Source organism: Bacteroides sp. ET225 (genome assembly GCF_024733745.1).
GTDB classification, from domain to species: Bacteria; Bacteroidota; Bacteroidia; order Bacteroidales; family Bacteroidaceae; genus Phocaeicola; species Phocaeicola excrementipullorum.
In genome coordinates, this window is the sequence record NZ_JANRHN010000004.1 from 95,102 (window position 1) to 116,168 (window position 21,067).

15 protein-coding genes and 1 tRNA gene are annotated in these 21,067 nt (G+C 50.8%); 10 read left to right on the plus strand and 6 right to left on the minus strand.

The annotated features are described in order from the left end of the window. Together NW212_RS03105 and NW212_RS03110 are read right to left on the minus strand one after the other, a co-directional pair. Positions 1–2,637: a DNA gyrase/topoisomerase IV subunit A gene (locus NW212_RS03105; protein ID WP_258337178.1), complete on the minus strand. Its 2,637-nt coding sequence runs from the start codon at positions 2,635–2,637 to the stop codon at positions 1–3. Positions 2,638–2,880: 243 nt separating this feature from the next. Then, positions 2,881–4,251: an MATE family efflux transporter gene (locus tag NW212_RS03110; protein ID WP_258337241.1), complete on the minus strand. Its 1,371-nt coding sequence runs from the start codon at positions 4,249–4,251 to the stop codon at positions 2,881–2,883. 240 nt (positions 4,252–4,491) lie between these two features. On the opposite strand from NW212_RS03110, the gene NW212_RS03115 reads away from it, so the two are divergent. Together NW212_RS03115 and NW212_RS03120 are read left to right on the plus strand one after the other, a co-directional pair. Further along, the gene (locus tag NW212_RS03115; protein WP_258337179.1) at positions 4,492–6,036 is read left to right on the plus strand and encodes a glycine--tRNA ligase; all 1,545 of its coding nucleotides are present in this window, start codon (positions 4,492–4,494) and stop codon (positions 6,034–6,036) included. Positions 6,037–6,050: 14 nt separating this feature from the next. Beyond that, positions 6,051–6,731 (plus strand): FKBP-type peptidyl-prolyl cis-trans isomerase, encoded by a 681-nt coding sequence (locus NW212_RS03120; protein WP_258337180.1) that lies wholly within the window; start codon positions 6,051–6,053, stop codon positions 6,729–6,731. Between the two features lie 87 nt (positions 6,732–6,818). Here the strand turns inward: NW212_RS03120 and NW212_RS03125 are convergent, their stop codons facing one another. Continuing rightward, positions 6,819–7,580, minus strand: coding sequence for a lytic transglycosylase domain-containing protein (locus NW212_RS03125; RefSeq protein ID WP_258337181.1), 762 nt, complete (start codon positions 7,578–7,580; stop codon positions 6,819–6,821). A gap of 372 nt (positions 7,581–7,952) precedes the next feature. Between NW212_RS03125 and NW212_RS03130 the strand changes: the two genes are divergently transcribed. From NW212_RS03130 to NW212_RS03165, 8 genes are all read left to right on the plus strand, one after another. After that, positions 7,953–8,366: a DUF6769 family protein gene (locus NW212_RS03130; RefSeq protein WP_258337182.1), complete on the plus strand. Its 414-nt coding sequence runs from the start codon at positions 7,953–7,955 to the stop codon at positions 8,364–8,366. Positions 8,367–8,479: 113 nt separating this feature from the next. Continuing rightward, positions 8,480–9,625 carry an efflux RND transporter periplasmic adaptor subunit gene (locus NW212_RS03135; protein ID WP_258337183.1) on the plus strand — a complete coding sequence of 382 codons (1,146 nt, stop codon included), beginning with the start codon at positions 8,480–8,482 and terminating at the stop codon, positions 9,623–9,625. 26 nt (positions 9,626–9,651) lie between these two features. Then, positions 9,652–12,756 (plus strand): efflux RND transporter permease subunit, encoded by a 3,105-nt coding sequence (locus NW212_RS03140; protein ID WP_258337184.1) that lies wholly within the window; start codon positions 9,652–9,654, stop codon positions 12,754–12,756. Further along, entirely contained in the window at positions 12,753–13,928 is a 1,176-nt protein-coding gene (locus NW212_RS03145; protein WP_258337185.1) for a TolC family protein, read from the plus strand. The genes NW212_RS03140 and NW212_RS03145 overlap by 4 nt, the downstream gene beginning before the upstream one ends. A 203-nt stretch (positions 13,929–14,131) precedes the next feature. Then, positions 14,132–15,055, plus strand: coding sequence for a homoserine O-succinyltransferase (gene metA / locus NW212_RS03150; RefSeq protein WP_258337186.1), 924 nt, complete (start codon positions 14,132–14,134; stop codon positions 15,053–15,055). Further along, on the plus strand, positions 15,042–16,883 hold the full coding sequence (locus NW212_RS03155) for a U32 family peptidase (protein ID WP_258337187.1): 1,842 nt from the start codon (positions 15,042–15,044) through the stop codon (positions 16,881–16,883). Before metA ends, NW212_RS03155 begins: the two co-directional genes overlap by 14 nt. Before the next feature lie 14 nt (positions 16,884–16,897). Continuing rightward, positions 16,898–17,842, plus strand: a complete 945-nt coding sequence (locus NW212_RS03160) for a hypothetical protein (RefSeq protein WP_258337188.1) — start codon at positions 16,898–16,900, stop codon at positions 17,840–17,842. A gap of 159 nt (positions 17,843–18,001) precedes the next feature. Next, a tRNA-Lys gene (locus NW212_RS03165) sits at positions 18,002–18,077 on the plus strand. Positions 18,078–18,188: 111 nt separating this feature from the next. On the opposite strand, the gene NW212_RS03170 is transcribed toward NW212_RS03165, so the two are convergent. From NW212_RS03170 to NW212_RS03180, 3 genes are all read right to left on the minus strand, one after another. After that, on the minus strand, positions 18,189–18,833 hold the full coding sequence (locus tag NW212_RS03170; protein WP_258337189.1) for a CatB-related O-acetyltransferase: 645 nt from the start codon (positions 18,831–18,833) through the stop codon (positions 18,189–18,191). Between the two features lie 12 nt (positions 18,834–18,845). After that, a complete protein-coding gene (locus NW212_RS03175; protein WP_258337190.1) occupies positions 18,846–20,135 on the minus strand; it encodes an MATE family efflux transporter in 1,290 nt (429 codons plus the stop codon). Between the two features lie 244 nt (positions 20,136–20,379). Further along, a complete protein-coding gene (locus NW212_RS03180) occupies positions 20,380–21,000 on the minus strand; it encodes a CatA-like O-acetyltransferase, family 2 (RefSeq protein WP_258337191.1) in 621 nt (206 codons plus the stop codon). Positions 21,001–21,067: the final 67 nt, after the last annotated feature.

A 21,067-nucleotide genomic window follows, 5' to 3' on the forward strand; every position in this document is an offset into this window, starting at 1 on the left:
CTAAAACAGATGCATTTGTCCGTCATTATCTTCGGCCGTGACATCATTGTCAACAGCTTCGTCAATCTCTTCCGGATCCGTTTCCGGCTCCGGCACGCGTGTCGGCTCAAGCTCCTCAATGCGCTCCACCGTATAGGTTGTCAGACGCTTACCTTTCGCCTTAAAGCCCTTCACCCCCACAAAGTCGCTCGCCTCAACCACAAGCGGTTCGCGGAACTGGTCGTGCCCGCCGAACACCACCTGTATGCGAGGATAAACCTCCCCGCTCAGCAACACCAGCTGGGAGTGCTTGTTGTCGCCCAAATAATTCTGACGCTTTGATCCAGCCTCAAAAGCAAACCGCTTCAAATAAGGATAGTTCTGCTGGTCTGCATCGTAAAGTACAGCCGTCCATACTTTTTCCGAATCAAATTTTTCAACAAAGCGGATGCCTGCATCATAATGATTGTTCAGGTCGAAATCGGTCGTATAGAATTCGCCGTTTTCCATGACTACCAGTATATTGTCACCGCTTTGGAACTCTCCCAGATACTGTCCCCGCCCGTCATAGTTCAGACGAAGCACATCATGGTCAAACCACACCTTGCGTCCGCCCAGCGTAGAGCCTCCGCGCTGTTTCAGGCTGATTTTATGCACATCGAACTTGGTCAGCAGATTTCCCATCGACTGGCGTCCCTTGATATTGATTTCACTGAAATCCCTTTCAAACACCAGCTTCTTGATACGCGGATTGGGGCGCAGAGTGACCTTAATCACTTCGGCCTCCCCATTCGGGTTAGCCGTGAAATAGACAATCTTTGAGCCGGGATTCCCCTGCGTCACATCATATTCACGGTCACGTATCATCGAAGTCACGTTGAAACGCTTGATATAATAATACCCTTCTTTTCCGTCACGATAAATGACATTATATATGGTACGCTTGTCGTTCTTCTTGAACACGTTGACATACAGGATATTCTTGCCTACAAAAAGCTTGTCGGATATACGGACGATCTTATATTTCCCGTCTTTATAGAAGATTATCACATCGTCGATGTCTGAGCAGTTGCACACAAACTCGTCCTTCTTCAGCCCCGTACCGATAAAGCCCTCTTCGCGGTCTATGTAGAGCTTTTCGTTGGCTTCGGCAACCTTTGTCGCCACGATTGTATCGAAGTTGCGGATTTCGGTGCGGCGCGGATAATGCGCGCCGTACTTCTCCTTCAGGCGTGCAAACCAGTCGACCGTATACTCCACTATATGCGCCAGATGATTGTCGATTTCCTCCAGGTCAGCCTTCAGACGGGCAATGAACTCGTCCGCCTTGTCTTTATTGAACTTCAGAATACGCGCCATCTTGATTTCCATCAGCTTCAGGATATCCTCCTTGGTCACTTTACGCACCATCTGCGGATAGAACGGAGTCAGCCGTTCGTCAATGTGCTCGCAAGCCGCATCCATCGTTTCAGCCTGTTCAAACTGCTTGTCCTTATAGATCCGTTCTTCGATGAAGATTTTCTCCAGCGAAGCGAAATGCAAGGTTTCCAGCGTTTCATCCCGCCGGATATTCAGTTCCTTGCGCAGCAAGTCGAGCGTATTGTCCACAGACCTCCGAAGCACGTCGCTTACCGAAAGGAAATGCGGCTTTTTGTGGTCGATGACACAGCAGTTGGGCGAGATGTTCACTTCACAGTCTGTAAAGGCATACAGCGCGTCAAGCGTCTTGTCTGAAGAAACGCCCGGAGCCAGATGGATCAAGATCTCCACCTTTCCGGCCGTATTGTCGTCCACTTTGCGGACCTTTATCTTTCCCTTTTCAATCGCTTTCAGAATTGAGTCGATAAGCGAAGAAGTAGTCTTTCCGTAGGGAATCTCCGTGATGCAGAGCGTCTTGTTGTCAATCTTCGATATCCTGGCGCGCACCCTCACCACTCCTCCTCTCTCGCCGTCATTGTAGCGCGACACATCGATCGCCCCTCCTGTCTGGAAGTCAGGATACAGCCGGAACTCTTCTCCCTTGAGGTACGCTATTGCCGCATCGCATATTTCGTTGAAGTTATGAGGCAGAATCTTCGAAGAAAGTCCGACGGCAATGCCTTCCACTCCCTGGGCAAGCAAAAGCGGGAACTTCACCGGAAGAGTGACCGGCTCGCGGTTCCGTCCGTCATACGAAGCCTGCCACTCGGTTGTCTTCGGATTGAACACCACATCAAGAGCGAACTTCGACAGACGAGCCTCGATGTAACGCGGAGCCGCGGCGCTGTCGCCGGTAAGGATATTCCCCCAGTTTCCCTGGCAGTCTATCAGCAAGTCCTTCTGCCCCAACTGCACCAAGGCATCGCCGATGGAAGCATCGCCGTGCGGATGAAACTGCATGGTATGGCCCACAATGTTTGCAACCTTATTGTAACGCCCGTCATCAAGCCGCTTCATGGAGTGCAGGATACGCCGCTGGACAGGCTTCAGCCCGTCGTTGACATGCGGCACCGCACGTTCCAGAATGACATAAGAGGCATAATCCAGAAACCAGTTCTGGTACATGCCTGTCAGCTGGTGCTTCACATCGCCGTCGGCAGCCGCAGCAGGAGTATAGTCTGAATGCTCTTCGTTAGGGGAATTGCTTGTATCTTTCTTGTCAAGGATATCTTCGCTCATAGGTGGTTTTTAGTCTGTCGCTTGCAAAGATACAAAATAAAATTCAAAATCAAAAGCCGCTTCCCTCCATGAAAATCAGGGCGCGGGCCATACGATCTTACAATTCTTACAAATTACAATTAACAAAAGTAATTTCCACGACAGGCGGACCGGAACGGATCCTCACCCGCAAAGGTCCGCACAATCCGTGCGCCCAGATTCCCGGACTTATGCGCCCGGCACGAACAACCTGAGCGTTCAGATTCATCTTCCTTGCGGCACAGATCCGGGACGCTTCTTAAACGAATTGAGCACCGGGATGGTCAGCGGCAAAGCCAGCAGAAACGAGCAGAGATCGGCCGCGGCCTGGCTCACCACCACTCCTCCCAGCCCGAAGAAATGAGGAAGAATCAGAATGAAAGGTATGAAGAACAGCCCCTGACGGGAAGAGGCCAGCGTGACGGCGCGCGCCGGACGGCGGATAGTCTGAAGCATCATGTTGCACAAAATCACCCACGCCCCGAGAGGAAGCGTCACAAGCTGCCAGCGCAAGGCGCGGGCTCCCACGGCTATCACCTCCGCATCGCCTTCGCGGAACCACGCCACCACCTCGGGCGCATAAATGTAGCCTATAACCGAACAAACCAAGAGAAACACCACTCCCACACGCACGCAGAACCAGAATCCCTGGCTGACCCGCGAATAAATCCCCGCACCATAATTATAGCCGCACACAGGCTGGAATCCCTGCCCGAAGCCTACCACAAACGAGTTGATGAACATGCAGATACGTGTCACGATAGACATGCCGGCGATAGCGGCATCGCCATATCTTCCGGCGGCAACATTGAGCAGGATAGTAGCCACGCTCGACAGTCCCTGACGGCAGAGCGAAGGGCTTCCGCCATAAACAATTTCCTTGAAAAAGGCAGGCTTCGGAGTGAAGTTCCGGAAACGGATGCGGATGTTCTCGCCCCGGCTGTCCATATAGAGCAGAATGAAGAAACTGCACACCTGCCCGCAGATTGTCGCCCATGCAGCTCCGGCAATGCCCATGCCGCAAACAAAAATCAGCAGCGGAGCAAGCCCGATATTCAGCACGGTTCCCGTCGTAATGCCGACCATCGCATAGAGCGCATTCCCCTGAAAGCGCATCTGATTGTTGAGCACCAGCGAAGAAGCCATAAAAGGCGCACCCAGCAGGATGATTCCAAGATAAGTTTCGGTATAGGGCAGAATGGTGGGAGTGGAACCGAGCTCACGGCAGATGAACGTAAGAAAAGACTCGCCCACAGCCGTAATGACGCACCCCATGGCAAACGCGCTGAAAAACCCCGTGGCCGCCATCTTCTCGGCGTTCTTGTAGTCCTTCGCTCCCAGCTTGCGCGAAATGTAGTTTCCCGACCCGTGCCCGAAGAAAAAACCGAAAGCCTGGATGATGGCCATGACAGAAAACGAAATACCCACGGCCGCAGTAGCCTGCGTGTTGATTTTCCCCACAAAATACGTGTCAACCATCACATAGATAGACGTAACCATCATGCTGATGATTGTAGGAACGGCCAGCGAACCGATGAGCGGCGGAATCGACGCAGTGGTCATCTGGGTAAACTTGTCCTTATGCTCGTGTTTCATCATATGGAATTTTCTCCCGCAAATTTAGGGATTTTTGCCGAAGCGAAACGCCCGGACGGAGGAGATTCATATAAATTAATATACTGACATGCTTCGTTTTTCCTCATAAATGCGTATCTTTGTGCGGTTTTACGAACCACAGAGGACACAGAGGCACACTGAGTCTTTTTTATTTATCATCCTCTGTGGCAGCCTGTAACCTCTGTGGCGAAAAGTAACAAAATATAAACTAAAAGTAAAATGGCACAAGAAGACGTTTTCAAAAAACTGGTTTCACACTGCAAAGAATATGGATTTGTGTTTCCTTCAAGCGAAATCTACGACGGACTGGGAGCCGTATACGATTACGGACAGAATGGTGTGGAACTGAAAAACAATATCAAGCAATACTGGTGGCAGAGCATGGTGCTGCTGCATGACAATATCGTTGGAATCGATTCGGCCATCTTCATGCACCCTACCATCTGGAAGGCTTCGGGGCATGTGGACGCGTTCAACGACCCGCTCATCGACAACCGCGACTCTAAAAAGCGTTACCGTGCGGATGTGCTGATTGAAGATCAGATTGCCAAATACGACGAGAAAATCAACAAGGAAGTGGCGAAAGCCGCAAAAAAATACGGCGATGCGTTCAACGAACAGGAATTCCGTTCAACAAACGCACGCGTGCTGGAGCATCAGGCAAAACGCGATGCCCTGCACGAACGCTACACCAAGGCGATGAATGCCGGACCGGATCTGAACGAACTGCGCCAGATTATTCTGGACGAAGAAATCGTATGCCCGATTTCGGGAACAAAAAACTGGACTGAAGTACGCCAGTTCAACCTGATGTTCTCCACCGAAATGGGTTCCACCGCCGACGGAGCGATGAAAGTGTACCTGCGCCCGGAAACAGCACAAGGTATCTTCGTGAACTACCTGAACGTGCAGAAGACAGGCCGCATGAAGATTCCGTTCGGCATAGCGCAGATAGGCAAAGCGTTCCGCAACGAAATCGTGGCACGCCAGTTCATCTTCCGCATGCGCGAATTCGAACAGATGGAAATGCAGTTCTTCGTGAAGCCGGGAACAGAGCTTGAATGGTTCAAGAAATGGAAAGAAACCCGCTTGAAGTGGCACAAGGCTCTGGGATTCGGAGATGACCACTACCGCTACCATGATCACGAGAAACTGGCTCACTATGCCAACGCAGCCACAGACATCGAGTTCCTGATGCCTTTCGGATTCAAGGAAGTAGAGGGTATCCACAGCCGCACTAACTTCGACTTGAGCCAGCACGAGAAGTATTCGGGAAAGAGCATCAAGTATTTCGATCCCGAAATCAACGAATCATATACTCCGTATGTCATCGAAACGTCAATCGGCGTAGATCGCATGTTCCTGAGCGTGATGAGCGCGGCCTACTGCGAAGAGAAGCTGGAAAACGGAGAAACACGCGTCGTATTGAAGCTGCCCGCAGCACTGGCTCCGGTGAAACTGGCCGTGATGCCGCTGGTAAAGAAAGACGGACTGCCCGAAAAGGCGCGCGAAATCATGGACGACCTGAAGTTCCACTTCCACTGCCAGTATGACGAAAAAGACTCCATCGGCAAACGCTACCGCCGTCAGGATGCCATCGGAACTCCCTACTGCGTAACCGTCGACCACCAGACGCTGGAAGACAACTGTGTGACGCTGCGCAACCGTGACACCATGGAACAGACACGTGTGCCCATTGCCGAGCTGAACAACATCATCGCGGACAAGGTAAGCATCACAAGCTTGCTGAAGACGCTCCAATAAAATAGACTGAGCGCATGAAAAAAAACATTTTTTTGCTGATAGCCGCTTTTACCATTCTCTCATTGGGATTCACTTCGTGTGCGGAAGACACGAAAGCGGTTGATCCTTATGCCGACTGGCAGGGACGCAACGAACATTATTTGGATTCGATTGTGGACGTAGCGCGCACCAATGCGGACGGAAGCTGGGAAATTTATCGCAACTACAAAGTGCAGACCGACAATTCTACGGCAGGAGGCGGCATAGGCGGAACATCAATCACCAATCCGTACGAAACTCCGGCCGACGAAACAGACTCTGTGTATGTAAGAGTGATCAAAGCCGGAGATGGCATCACTCCCTTATATACAGACAGCGTGACCGTTTATTACCGCGGTTCGCTCATCAACGGAACCGTATTCGACCAGAACTTTCAGGGAGAACTTGATACGGATGTGCATACGCCTACCACTTTTGCATTGCAGTCTTCAGGCTATGACGGACTGGTAAATGGCTGGATTACCGCCTTGCAGCACATGCAGGAAGGCGAACACGTAATGCTTTATATACCGTCTGACCTGGCTTACGGCGCATCCGGACGCGAAAATGTCCCCGGACATTCAGTCCTTATCTTCGAAATGCTGCTTGAAAAGGTGATTCACCCGAAAGGCATAGAAGACAGAAGCCGCGTTGCATCTCAGCAGGAAAATGAATGACAATATCTTTATTGAAGGCAAAAGCACGGAAGCACAGAGCAAAAAACGAAGAAGCTCTGCGTTTCCGTGCTTTTCCATTCAACGAACTTACCTTCTCCGCAGCTTCTTATAACGGATTTCTTTCAGCCCGAAGTTATCGGGATGCGTGAAGATTATCTTTATAGCCATCAGCCTGTAAATATACCGGTTGGTTTCTTCCACCAACTGCAGGTCGATAGCCTCATCCACACGCTGGCGCTTCAGTTCCGAACGGATACGGTTCTGACCGATATTATACGACTGGGCTACGGCCACCCAATCGTTGAACTTTGAATAAGCATCCAGCAGATAACGGCACGCCGCATGAGTGGACTTCTCCGCATCCAGGCGTTCATCCCTCTTCCGGTCAACCTGCAAACCGTAGTCCAAAGCCGTTCCCTTCATAAACTGCCACAAGCCCAGCGCTCCCGCAGGCGAACGTGCCTCAGGATTCATCCCGCTCTCAATCACCATCAGGTACTTGAAATCGTCGGGCACCTTGTGCTCCTCAAGAATCGGCTCCACAAGAGGAAAGAAAATATCGGCACGCTCCATCAGAACAGAAGAAAACCGCGACAGAGAAGCCAGTTCCCTGCGCAGCTTCCGCTGGCGGTCCATCGGGTCCAGATTGACAGGCTGTCCGCAGAACAACAGCACATTGGGAGCGAGCAGGCTGTCCGCCACCTCAAACGCATTCAGCCCCTCATAAGCCGGAGTTCCGGGAACTTCTACTTCCGGAAGGGCACGGCGCGGCCTGCGGTCAGGTCCCTGCGCATCAACCATCCGCCAAGAAAACCAGCAGAGAAGCACGATAAGAATAAACTGTTTCATATATAACACCAGCTACAATACAAAAGACAAATGTAAAAATAAAACCACCTCGTCACACAAACTGCGGCAAGCCTGCACAAGAAAAGGAACCTCTCGCCCGAAAAAGACCGTCTTCAAGCTAAAGACATGCATCTTCAACCTGAAGATGTGTATCTTTAGCCTGGAGATTTATATCTCTAAGCTGGAGATACAGACCGTGCCGGCATCTGTCCGGCTTTTCTGCGGACAAGAAAAGATTTTCCGCCCGCACACGGCTCCTTTTCTTCCGCATCAAACACGGCATTAAAATTATAACATCCTCTCCAATCCGCGATACAGGTTTGGATGTTTTTAAATATTATTCTATCTTTGCCTCCGAAGAATAATCCGAGGATGAAAAAAAGTCTGAAAACATATATCCTGCTTTCAGTCAGCATACTGATGCTGGTGGCCGGTGCCTTCCCGCACCACCACCACAACGAGAGTCTGTGCCTGAACGAAGACATCGAAACCTGCACTCCCCCATCCCATTCTTCCGACAACGCCAAGCATCATCCGGGAGATGCCGACAATCACATGTGCGACACGACATGCATCACGCATTTCTCGTTTTCCACATCGCACCATCACACGGACTGCACTCCCTGCTACTCATTCTTCACCCTGATCTATTCTCTGTCCGGAATCATATCCGAAGGAACCGACGCGCCCGGCTCGTCCGATGAAATCGCCTACTATATAGAATCACTCCATGCCCGGCATTTCAGTGCCGTGCGCAACTTCCGTGCCCCTCCTTTCCAAGGATAAAGGCGGAGTCGTCTGACACTCCACAAACAACCGTTTGAATCAGAAAAAGAGAAACATTGCAACCCGGTTGTGACGCTTTCTCCCCAATTTTGTGGCACAGAAAAAAACATCACATGAAAAAACAGATCTATATCGGAGCATTCGCAATGCTCCTGCTGGGCGCATGCGACGCCCACCGTCATGGAAGTGAGGGGCACGACCATGAAATCGAAATGAAAGGAGAGCAGCACGCTCATTCCGACGAAATCATCCTTACTCCGGAAAAGGCGAAGGCTGCCGGAGTGAAAGTAAGCACAATCCGTCCGGACTCGTTTGCCGAAGTGATAACCACCGGCGGGCAAATCATGTCAGCGCAAGGAGAAGAAACCACCATTGTGGCCGGTACATCGGGGGTGGTGTCTTTCTCGCGTACGGTAACCGAAGGAATGCAGGCAGGCAAAGGCATGGAAATGATGAGCATCTCTGCCGAGCACCTGCAGGAAGGCGACCCCGTGGAACGGGCGAAAGTTGCTTACGAAAAAGCGAAAGACGAATACGAACGCGCCCGCAAGCTGTCGGAAAGCCGGATAGTCGCTCAAAAAGAGCTGAACGCCTTATATGAAACTTACGAAAACGCCCGCCTGGCATACGAGGCGCTCACACCGAGCAAGTCGGGAAAAGGAGCGGCGGTAAAATCCCCCATGAACGGATACGTAAAGTCGTGTCTGGTAAAAGAGGGCGACTATGTAACTACCGGACAGCCGCTGATGACCGTTTCACAAACTCGCCGGCTGATGCTGAAGGCTGAGGTGTCCGAACGCTACTATCCGGAGCTGGGCCGGATAAATTCTGCCAACATCAAGACACCCTACGACAACAAGGTATATCGGCTGAGCGAACTGAACGGACGTCTGCTTTCATACGGGAAAACCTCGGGCGACGCATCCTACTACATTCCTGTCACCTTCGAGTTCGACAACCGCGGCAATCTGATTCCCGGCTCGTTCGTAGAGGTCTATCTGCTGGCGGCAAAACGCCAGGGAGTGATATCCGTCCCCGTTTCGGCGCTCACAGAAGAGCAGGGGCTGAACTTTGTCTACATCCAGGTGGATGCGGAAGGATACAAAAAGCAGGAGGTCAAGCTCGGAGGAAATGACGGCACCCGTGTAGAAATCCTCTCCGGACTGAAAGGCGGGGAAAAAGTGGTAACCGAAGGAGCCGTCCACGTAAAACTGGCCGCAGCATCAAACGCTATCCCGGCGCATACGCACAATCATTAACCACGGACTGATAAAACAGAGAACTTATGCTGAATAAAATCATACACTTCTCATTGCAGAACCGGCTTCTGATTCTCGTTGCGTCGGTTCTGCTCCTGATAGGAGGGCTTTACACCACGATACACACCGAAGTCGATGTATTCCCCGACCTCAATGCTCCTACGGTGGTAGTAATGACAGAAGCGAACGGAATGGCAGCCGAAGAGGTGGAGCAGCTCGTAACTTTCCCGATAGAAACCGCGGTAAACGGCGCGACAAACGTGCGCCGTGTCCGCTCGTCTTCAACCGCCGGATTTTCAGTCGTATGGGTTGAGTTCGACTGGGATACAGATATTTACCTGGCGCGACAGATCGTGTCCGAGAAACTGACCACGGTCGGCGAAAGCCTGCCGGACAATGTGGGGAATCCGACACTCGGCCCGCAGTCGTCCATCCTCGGCGAATTGCTGATAGTAGGGCTGACCGCCGATTCTACATCCATGCTCGACCTGCGCACACTGGCCGACTGGACCATCCGTCCCCGCCTGCTTTCCACCGGAGGCGTGGCGCAAGTAGCCGTACTGGGAGGAGATATAAAGGAATACCAGATACTCGTTCATCCGGAACGGATGAAGCACTACGGCGTGACATTGGGAGAAATCATGGACGTTACCCGCGGAATGAACCAGAATACCAGCGGAGGCGTAATCTATGAATACGGGAACGAATACATCGTGCGCGGAGTGATTTCCACCGATGACGTAAAAGAAATGGGACGCGCCGTCATCAAGACAGCAGGAGGCGCACCGGTCACTCTGGAAGATGTGGCCGATGTAAGGATCGGCGCCCAACAGCCCAAGCTGGGAGTGGCCTCAGAAAAAGGAAAGCCTGCCGTATTGATTACAGTAACCAAACAGCCGAACACAGGTACCATCGAACTGACCGAACGGCTGGAAGAATCGCTAAAAGATTTGCAGAAAAATCTCCCCGCCGACGTAAGAATCTCAACCGACACTTTCCGTCAGTCGCGGTTCATCGAAAGCTCCATCAGCAATGTGCAGAACTCCTTATACGAAGGAGCCATCTTTGTGGTTATCGTGCTTTTCCTTTTCCTTGCCAACGCGCGCACCACCGTCATCTCACTGGTTACACTTCCCCTGTCGCTGCTGGTCACGATCCTTGTCCTGCACTATATGGGACTGAGCATCAACACCATGAGTCTGGGAGGTATGGCCATAGCCATCGGCTCGCTGGTGGACGATGCAATTGTAGACGTAGAAAATGTATGGAAACATCTGCGCGAAAACAGGATGCTTCCGCTTGCGGAAAGAAAACCCGTGCTCGAGGTTGTGTTCAACGCTTCGCGCGAGGTGCGTATGCCCATCCTGAACTCTACGCTGATCATCATCGTAAGCTTCGTCCCCCTGTTCTTCCTGAGCGGAATGGAAGGGCGTATGCTGATGCCGCTGGGAGTGGCTTTCATCGTTTCGCTCTTCGCCTCCACCATAGTGGCCCTCACGCTGACCCCTGTGCTTTGCAGCTACCTGCTGGGAGGACAGACCGGAAAAGAGGGCGGAGTGCCTAAAGAAGCATTCGTGGCCGTATGGATGAAAAAGCATTACGAACGCGCACTCCTTTGGGCATTGGGACACAAGAAAGGAGTCCTGGGAAGTGCGGCCGTATTGTTCGTGTCCGCCCTGTGCCTCTTTTTCACACTGGGACACAGCTTCCTTCCGGCATTCAACGAAGGCTCGTTCACCATCAATATCAGTTCCATGCCCGGAATATCTCTGGAAGAGTCGGACAAGATCGGACGGCAGGCAGAAGAACTCCTGCTTTCCATTCCGGAAATACAGACCGTCGCCAGAAAAACCGGACGCGCCGAACTCGACGAACATGCGCTGGGCGTGAACGTATCGGAAATCGAAGCTCCCTTTGAGCTGAAGGACCGTTCGCATCAGGAGCTATTGAACGAGGTGCGCAAAAAACTCTCGGTCATCTCCGGAGCAAACATCGAAATCGGCCAGCCTATCAGCCACCGCATCGATGCCATGCTGAGCGGTACGCAGGCAAGCATCGCCATCAAGCTTTTCGGCGATGACCTGAATCGGATGTTCGCTTTGGGAAACCAGATAAAGGAAGTCATCGCCGATGTAGAAGGGATTGCCGACCTGAACGTGGAACAGCAGATTGAGCGTCCGGAGCTGAAAATCATTCCCAAACGTGAGATGCTGGCAAAATACGGAATCTCACTTCCGCAGTTCAACGAATTCGTTACGGTCAACATGGCCGGAGAGGTGGTTTCCCAAGTGTACGAACAAGGAAAGTCATTCAATCTGGTGGTACGCTCAAGCGAATCCAACCGCGGGTCGATGGAACACATAAAGAATCTGATGATAGACGATGCCCAAGGACAGAAGATTCCGCTAAGCTATGTGGCCGACATAGAATCGTCTGCCGGACCGAACACCATCAACCGGGAAAACGTGAAACGCAAGATAGTCATTTCGGCCAACGCAAGCGGGCGCGACCTGCGGAGCGTGGTGAACGACATCCGAAAACGGGTGGACGAGAGTGTCCGTTTGCCCGAAGGATACCATGTGGAATACGGAGGGCAGTTTGAAAGCGAGCAATCGGCCAGCCGCACGCTGCTCCTCACATCGGCCATGAGCATCGCCGTGATCTTCCTGCTTCTCTATATGCAGTTCAAGAGCGGCGCGGAAAGCGGAGTAATCCTGCTCAACCTCCCGCTGGCTCTGATCGGAGGAGTGTTCACGCTGATCTTCACCACCGGAGAACTCAGCATCCCGGCCATCATCGGATTCATCTCTCTCTTCGGCATCGCCACACGAAACGGCATGCTCCTTATCAGCCACTACAAGCTGCTGAAGGAGGAACAGGGCATGGATCTGCGCGAATGCATCGTACACGGCTCGCTCGACCGGCTGAATCCGATCCTCATGACGGCGCTCTCATCGGCGCTCGCCCTGATTCCGCTGGCGTTGAGAGGCGACCTTCCGGGAAATGAAATCCAAAGCCCGATGGCGAAAGTCATCCTCGGCGGACTGCTGACATCCACATTCCTCAACGCATTTATCGTGCCCGTGGTATACGAACTGATGCACAACAACCATAAAAACAGAAAATCATGAAACTAAGATACATCCTATTGGCCGCATGTACCCTGGCCACGGCCGGCATGAGGTCGCAGAGCATAGAAGACGTACTCCGGCAGATCGAACGCAACAACAAGGAACTGCAGGCGCAGACTCAGGCAACGAATGCCGCCAAACTCGAAGTGCAGACCCAAAACAACCTGGAAGACCCTTCGGTGGAATACAGCCCTTTTTATACAAGGGGAATTACCGGAATGTCGAGTTCGGAGCTCGTGGTCACACAGGGATTTGACTTTCCTACCCTGTATGCGGCCCGTCGCCAGTCGGGAAAATGGAAGCAAGAATCTCTCGACCGCCAGCAACTCGCCTCACGCCGCGAAATCCTGCTCACGGCCAAGAATATCTGCCTTGACCTGATCATGCTCAACCAGCAGCAGAAGCTATTGGACGAACGGATGAGAAATGCCGACGAACTTCTTGAGCTGTTCGAGAAACGCCTTCAGGAAGGGGATGCAGGCATTCTGGAAGTAAACAAGATAAAGATGGAGCGGATGAATGTCCGGACCGAAGCGGCTCAGAACAATGCCGCACACCGCACGGCACTCCAGCAACTGCTCGCCATGAACGGGAACATGCCTCTGACATTCAGTTCGGACACTTACCCCGATGTGCAAGAACTGAAAGACTATAGCGCACTGTATGATGAAGTGATGCTGACGGATGCCGGACTTCTCGCAGCGGATGCCGACGCGCAGGCCGCTCAGGAAGAGTTGAAAGTGAACCGCCAGAGCTGGCTACCGAAAATAGAAGTGGGCTACCGGCGGAACACCTCGCTCGACGAAAAAAGCAACGGCTTCCTGATAGGCGGAAGCCTGCCCATCTTCTCCAACCGGAAAAAGGGAAAGATTGCCCGCGCCCAGGCACTCAGCGCCCGGCTCCGGCTGGACAATGCACGCCTGCAGGCAGAAGCCCAGACACAGAGCCTGTTCAACGAGATGCAGCAATTGCGCGAGGCGATGAAGGCCTACGATGTCGTTCTGATGCACAAGACACTGCGCCTGCTTCAAGATGCGGTACGGGCAGGACAGTTGTCTATCATCGACTTTTATGTAGAAGCCGATAACGTATACAAGAATCTGCAAGCCTATATGGAAGTGGAAAACCGCTACCAGAAGCTGATAGCGGAAATCTATAAGAACAGGCTGTAGCCACCTGCATCATAACCTGCGGAACCGGCCGCCCGACCTTACCGGTCCGACCGCCCATCTCCATCAAGATGAACGCCCGTTCCAACCCGGACAACGGCTCATCTTCGCGGAGATGGGCGGCGATTTCAAATCAGACAAGTTTTTACACAATCATGGCGGAATTTTATTAACTTTGCTCCGGACAAAATAAACAAGGAGAACATATGCCATTAAACTTACCAGATAGACTTCCGGCCATAGACCTTCTGAAAGAAGAAAACATTTTCGTCATCGATACGTCACGCGCCAAAACGCAGGATATCCGTCCGCTGAAAATCGTGATACTCAATCTGATGCCGCTCAAGATAACCACGGAAACAGACCTCATCCGCCTGCTCTCAAATTCGCCTCTCCAGATTGAGGTAAGCTTCATGAAACTGAAAAGCCATACGTCGAAGAATACGCCCATCGAACACATGAAAGCGTTCTACCGTGACTTTGAGGACATGAGCGACGAGAAGTTCGACGGAATGATCATCACGGGAGCGCCGGTGGAACATCTGGACTTCGAGGAGGTGAACTATTGGGACGAAATCCAGAAGATATTCAACTGGACCCGCACGCACGTCACCTCGACTCTCTACATCTGCTGGGCCGCCCAAGCCGGACTTTACCATCACTACGGCATCCCCAAATATCCGCTGGAGAAAAAAATGTTCGGAATATTCGAGCACCACGTGTGCGAAGGCTTCCAGAAACTGCCCATCTTCCGGGGATTCGACGACGTGTTTTTCGTGCCTCACAGCCGGCACACGGAGATCAGAAGAGAAGACATCGGAAAGAACCCGGCGCTGCAGATCATTTCCGAATCAGAAGATTCGGGAGTGCATATCGTGATGGCGCGCGGAGGACGCGAATTCTTCGTCACAGGGCACTCGGAATATGCTCCTTACACGCTGGACACGGAATACCGGCGCGATCTGGGAAAAGGCCTTCCGATAAACATGCCCCAAAACTATTACCGGGACAACGACCCGGAAAAAGGTCCGCTGGTACGCTGGCGAAGCACCGCCAACCTGCTCTTCTCCAACTGGCTGAACTATTACGTATACCAAGAAACTCCATACGACATCAATGAAATCAGATAACGCTCTTCCCCGTCCGATCGAACTGCTCGCGCCGGCCAAAAATCTGGAATGCGGAATCGAAGCCATCAATCACGGAGCGGATGCCGTATACATCGGCGCACCCCGCTTCGGGGCCAGAGCCGCAGCCGGAAACTCGCTCGAAGACATAGCCAGGCTGGTGCGGTATGCCCACCTGTTCGGGGCACGCATCTATGTCACCGTCAATACCATCCTCCGCGACGAGGAACTGGAGGATACGGAACGGATGATCGGCGAACTCTATCGCATCGGAGTCGACGCGCTGATTGTGCAGGACATGGGAATCACCCGGCTGGACCTCCCACCCATTCCGCTTCATGCCAGCACGCAGACAGATAACCGGGACGTGCAAAAGGTACGTTTTCTTGCAGAAGCCGGATTCCGCCAGATTGTGCTGGCGCGGGAGCTGAGCATCGATGAAATCAGCGAAATCCACGAAGCATGCCCCGATGTCCTGCTCGAAGTTTTCATCCACGGGGCCTTGTGCGTAAGCTACAGCGGGCAATGCTATGTAAGCCAGGCATGTTACGGACGAAGCGCCAACCGGGGAGAATGCGCGCAGTTCTGCCGCCTTGGATTCGACATGATCGATGCCGACGGAAAGACTATAGCCCGCAACAAGCACCTGCTTTCGCTGAAAGACATGAACCAGAGCAGGAATCTGGAAGCCCTGCTTGATGCCGGAGCCTCATCACTGAAGATAGAAGGAAGGCTGAAAGACGTATCTTACGTAAAAAACGTAACCGCCTATTACAGGCAGAAGCTTGATGCCATCTTCAAATACAGGAAAGAATACTGCCGGGCATCGTCCGGGACTGTCGAACTTACCTTCCGTCCGCAACTCGACAAGAGCTTTAACCGGGGGTTCACCGAATACTTCGCCCACGGACGCAATCCGGAGATATTCTCGTTCAACACGCCCAAATCGCTCGGTGAGGAAGTGGGAACCGTCAAGGAAATCAAAGGAAACTATCTGACCGTAGCCGGAACGAAATCTTTCAGCAACGGTGACGGCATCTGCTATCTTGACGAAAACGGAAAGCTCCAGGGCTTTCGCGTAAACCGGGCGGAAAACAACAGACTTTACCCACAGGAGATGCCTGCCATACGTCCGAAAACGAAGCTTTACCGCAACCTCGACCAAAGCTTCGAGCGCATGCTGCAAAAGAAGTCTGCCGAGCGGAAAATCGCGGTAAACATATCGCTGGAAGAAAACAGCTTCGGATTCACGCTGGCTTTCTGCGATGAAAACAGCAACCGGGTTTGTGTAACCTTGCCGCAGGAAAAGACACCGGCACGCACACCTCAGGACGAAAACCAGCGGATGCAGCTGGCCAAGCTGGGCAATACGCCGTTTAAGGCAGAAAGCATCAGCCTGCAGCTTAGCGACAACTGGTTTATTCCTTCTTCCGCTTTGGCCGAACTGCGCCGGCAGGCCGTAAATGCTCTTGCCAGCCTGCGCCATATCAATTACAGACAAGAACGGAACCGGATGCCCGAAACCCGCCATTCATTTCCCAAACAAGAGCTGACTTATCTGGGAAATGTCATGAATGCCCGTGCTGCAGCCTTCTATCACGACCACGGGGTGAAGCATATCGAACCTGCTCTTGAGAAGAAACAGCCCGAACATGCCATACTGATGTTCTGCAAGCATTGCCTGCGCTACAGCATGGGATGGTGTCCCAAACACCATCAAGCCCGCTCCCCATTCCGCGAACCTTATTTTCTGGTCAGCTCAGACGGACGGAAATTCCGGCTGGAATTCGACTGTAAAATATGCCAAATGAAAGTGCTTGACGAAAAATAAACGATAAAAGAAATATGCGCCTGATCCATCATTTGTTCTGCCTCCTGCTTCTGTCATTTCTGGCAACAGCATGCCACTACTCTACTCAGCAGCAGTCCGCCAGCGGAAACGACTCGCTTCAAACTGCACATGAGCACCCCTATGCCTTGAACAGCAATTTCAAGGTAACGGCCGACACACTATGGCTGCACCGGCTTCCGTTCACCGATTCCCTTCCGGTAAAGGAGGGAGATGAGCTTGTAGTGGCAGAATTCGCTGTACATCCCCAAGACTCTGTCGACTCACTGTGGGTGAAGGTAGCACGCGACCAGGAAACGATCGGATGGATACAGGAGAAAAATCTCCTCAAGCACATCGTACCCATTGATCCCATCTCTCAATGCATCAGTTTCTTCAGCAATTCACACACCTTGATATTTCTGCTGGTACTGGCAACATTCTTCCTGGCTTTCATCTACAGAGCCATACGGAAAAAGCAAATCAGACTGATCTGGCTGAACGATATAGACAGCATATTTCCTATCACCCTTTCGTGGCTGCTGGCAACAGCTGCGGTAATCTACAACAGCATCCAGCACTTTGTGCCTGAAACATGGGAGAAATACTATTATGCGCCAACTCTGAATCCGTTTGAACCGCCGGTCATACTCGGATTGTTCATTTTATGCATATGGTTCATCCTTCTGTTAGGCATCGCCTTGCTTGATGATCTTTTTCACCAGACAACGCTGGAAGTAGCCTTTTTCTACCTGATAGGGCTTGCCGCCTGCTGTATCATATTGTATCTCTTCTTTACCTACCTGTGGGTCTATGCATCTTACATTTGCTTTGCAGGGTATACAGTCTGGTGCATCAGACGCTTGAAAAAAGCCAACAGTTATCCGTATGCATGCGGATCGTGCGGAGCCAAAATGCGGTCGAAAGGAATCTGTCCGCATTGCGGCGCACTCAACGAATAAAAACGGCACACCAATCTCTCTGACAATTTCCGGACAGACAGACCAATATCGAGATGGATTCTGCAAAAACCGAAAAGTTTTCAGCTGAAAATTTGGTCATTTCAAATAAAACGTCTACCTTTGCACTCGCAATCAGGAAATGATAGCAAAAACAGGTTTGATTCGCTAGCTCAGTTGGTAGAGCACAACACTTTTAATGTTGGGGTCTTGGGTTCGAGCCCCAAGCGGATCACCAGAAAATCAAGCGATTATCTAAAACAGGTAATCGCTTTTTTCGTGTTTATACGTTGGTTTTTAACGTCTGATGTAAACCAAGATGTAAACCAAGAATTCTCCGCAACTGTTCTCATGTCATTCTACATCTTTCATTCTTTAATAACCTATCAATATCTCCAGTTGTAAGATAAGGCAAACTTTGCTTGATTTTCTCAAAAGGCCATTCCCACCATTTTAGCGTTTTGAGTTTCTGTATCGTTTCTTCATCGAAACGCTTCCTTATCGGTCGGGCAGGAACACCGCCGACTATCGTATAAGGCGGCACATCTTTCGTAACAACGGCACGGGCGGCTATAATCGCCCCGTTCCCGATGTGAACGCCAGCCATAATCACCGCTTCGTAGCCTATCCACACATCGTTGCTTATCACGATGTCGCCTTTGTTGTCCCAAGCTGTTGCCACGTCTGATTTTTCCAAGTCCCAATCCTCATAAAAGAGCGGGAAGGTGTAGGTGGATAGGGATTTCAAGGTATGGTTGGCACAGTTGAACAGGAATTTCGCGCCGCAGGCAATGGAACAGAACTTGCCGATTATCAGCCGCTCGTGGTTGATAGGATAATGGTAAAGCACATTGTTCCGCTCGAAAAGCACCGGGTCGGACACAAAATCATTATAGATGGTATAGTCGCCCACTTCGATAGATGGGTCTTTCACGACAGCATTCAGGTACACGGTCTGCGTGTCGCCTGTGCGTGGATATATCTTTTTCATCATAACATTCAGTTTCTAATAGTGTTTATATTTCAGATAAATGACAGATAACAAACCGAGTAATATCACATATAGGTATTCTGCTGTCCAATAAACGGACAATGATGTGCTGAAAACGCTTATGTTCCACAAATAAATCTGATAGGCTGCGATGGTTATCAATTGGAAAATAAATGTCATACGTGTAGCTCCCGTACCTGTTACTGCATTCATATAGACATAACCGGGCAGGGCAAAAGCATAGTTCAGCAGCATGACTACAAAGGGCAGATGGGCTATCTGCATCAGAACCGGGCTTTCCGTATATATGCCGATAATCGGACGATAGATAGCTACGGCAAGAATGACCAGCGGGAAACCGATAGCATATCCCAAACGAACAACCCGGTTACACAGCGGGACTACCTGTTCCTTTTGTCCGGCTCCCAACAAATTACTTACCAGCGAACCGGTAGTAGCCGCCAGCGAATTGACAATGACAAAGAACAAAGTAGAAATGCTGCGTATGACATTGGTGGCTGCCAGTTCCATCTCTCCCAAATGTTCAATAGATACGAAGAAAGCAAGCCACGATGCTACACCGATGAACGAGTGGAACATGCTCCAAACGGACACCCGGCAGACATGAACCAGTACAGCTTTGTCGAAGCTACAAGACAAGCCATAAAACCGTTTATCCATTTTACATAAAGCGTGAATTGCCAATACCGCCAGCGAACACGCTTCGGCAAAAGATGATGCGATAGCTGCACCAGCTATTCCCAGGTTCCAATGGAATATGAGCAGCCAGTTACCCGAAATATTCACCAATACGGCTGTCAGAGCCGCTACGTTTAAGGCTTTTGTACGGGTAATGCCGACCAAGAAAGAGCGCAGGGCAAGAAACGGAAAAGAGAACAACAGTCCCCAAATTCGCCCATCCAAATAATCAATCACGGCATGATAGACTTCCGCAGAAGTAATCAGCCGACTTAGAATAATCGGAGAAAACAGTTTGGAGAACAGACACAAAAAGACAGCAAGTCCCGACAGGAAAAACAATCCTTGAAAGAATGTCTTTCCTGTTTCGGAATAATGCTGCTCACCGTTGCGCCGTGCGACAACGACCTGTAAGCCCAAACTGAAACCGAAGCCGAGCATGTAGATAGCCAGATACCAAATCCCGGCAAGGGCGGATGCGCCCAATTCTATTTCTCCCACATGCCCCAAGAAAATGGCATCGGTGATATTGATAAGTTGTTCAATAAGGATGCTCATCATTACAGGAAAGTTGATGAGCCAAATATGTTTATATGTATAGTTCATTGTTCAACTTGATAAGATGCGACAAGTCCTGCTGCATAAGGCGGCATGACACATCGCATAATTATGAATTTGGAATAATGGCAAAACAAGAAAGGACAAACCCTGTTATAGACCTGTCCGTTGCTGAATAGCTATAACAAAATGCTATCCGTTAAGCGCAGCTATATGCACACTTGCCATTTCATATTGGTTGAACAATTCTATTTTTTTCTGTTACCTTTGCAAAGGTAACATTTGTTCTTGATTATACCTTTAAATTCTCAATTTCTTTTTGTAGGTTTTCCAAAAAACGGGAAGCATGTGCGCCATCCATCTGGGTATGATGAAACTGAAAGGAAACAACCAGCGTCCGTTTCCATAAACGCCGTTTGTATTTGCCCCAAATCAGAAACGGATTATTGAACACTCCGCTGTACATGCCTACTGCCCCGTCTATCTCATACCCAGCAAGGGCTGATGTGCCAATCACCATGCTATCCGTCAAGTCATGATTTTGGCAGTTTTCGGCAACTTGCCTGGTAAGCAGCAAATAATCCGCATTGAATTGTCTTAAATCTTTAGAGAAAGGAACATCACAGGAACTAACCTCACCATTCCGATTAGCTACAATGGCGCAGACTGCAAGATTGTCGTATTGCATTAACTTCTTACCAACAGGAAGCATATAGAACTCTTTGATATTACTTGCTGCCCGCCCGATACACCAACACATCAGCATATTGAATTTCAATCTTGTCCGTTTGCTGATGCGGGCAAGGCGGGTAACATCTATTGTCTTGAAAAAGGTGAGCATGGGCATGGGTGCATTCATCCACATTTCAAATGCATAGGCACGGGTCGTATCTTTTGGATTTACTTCTTTCATTCTATCGTTCATTTTAAATTGAATAAGTGCAAAGGTAAACCGACTATCGAACGATGGATAGAATAAA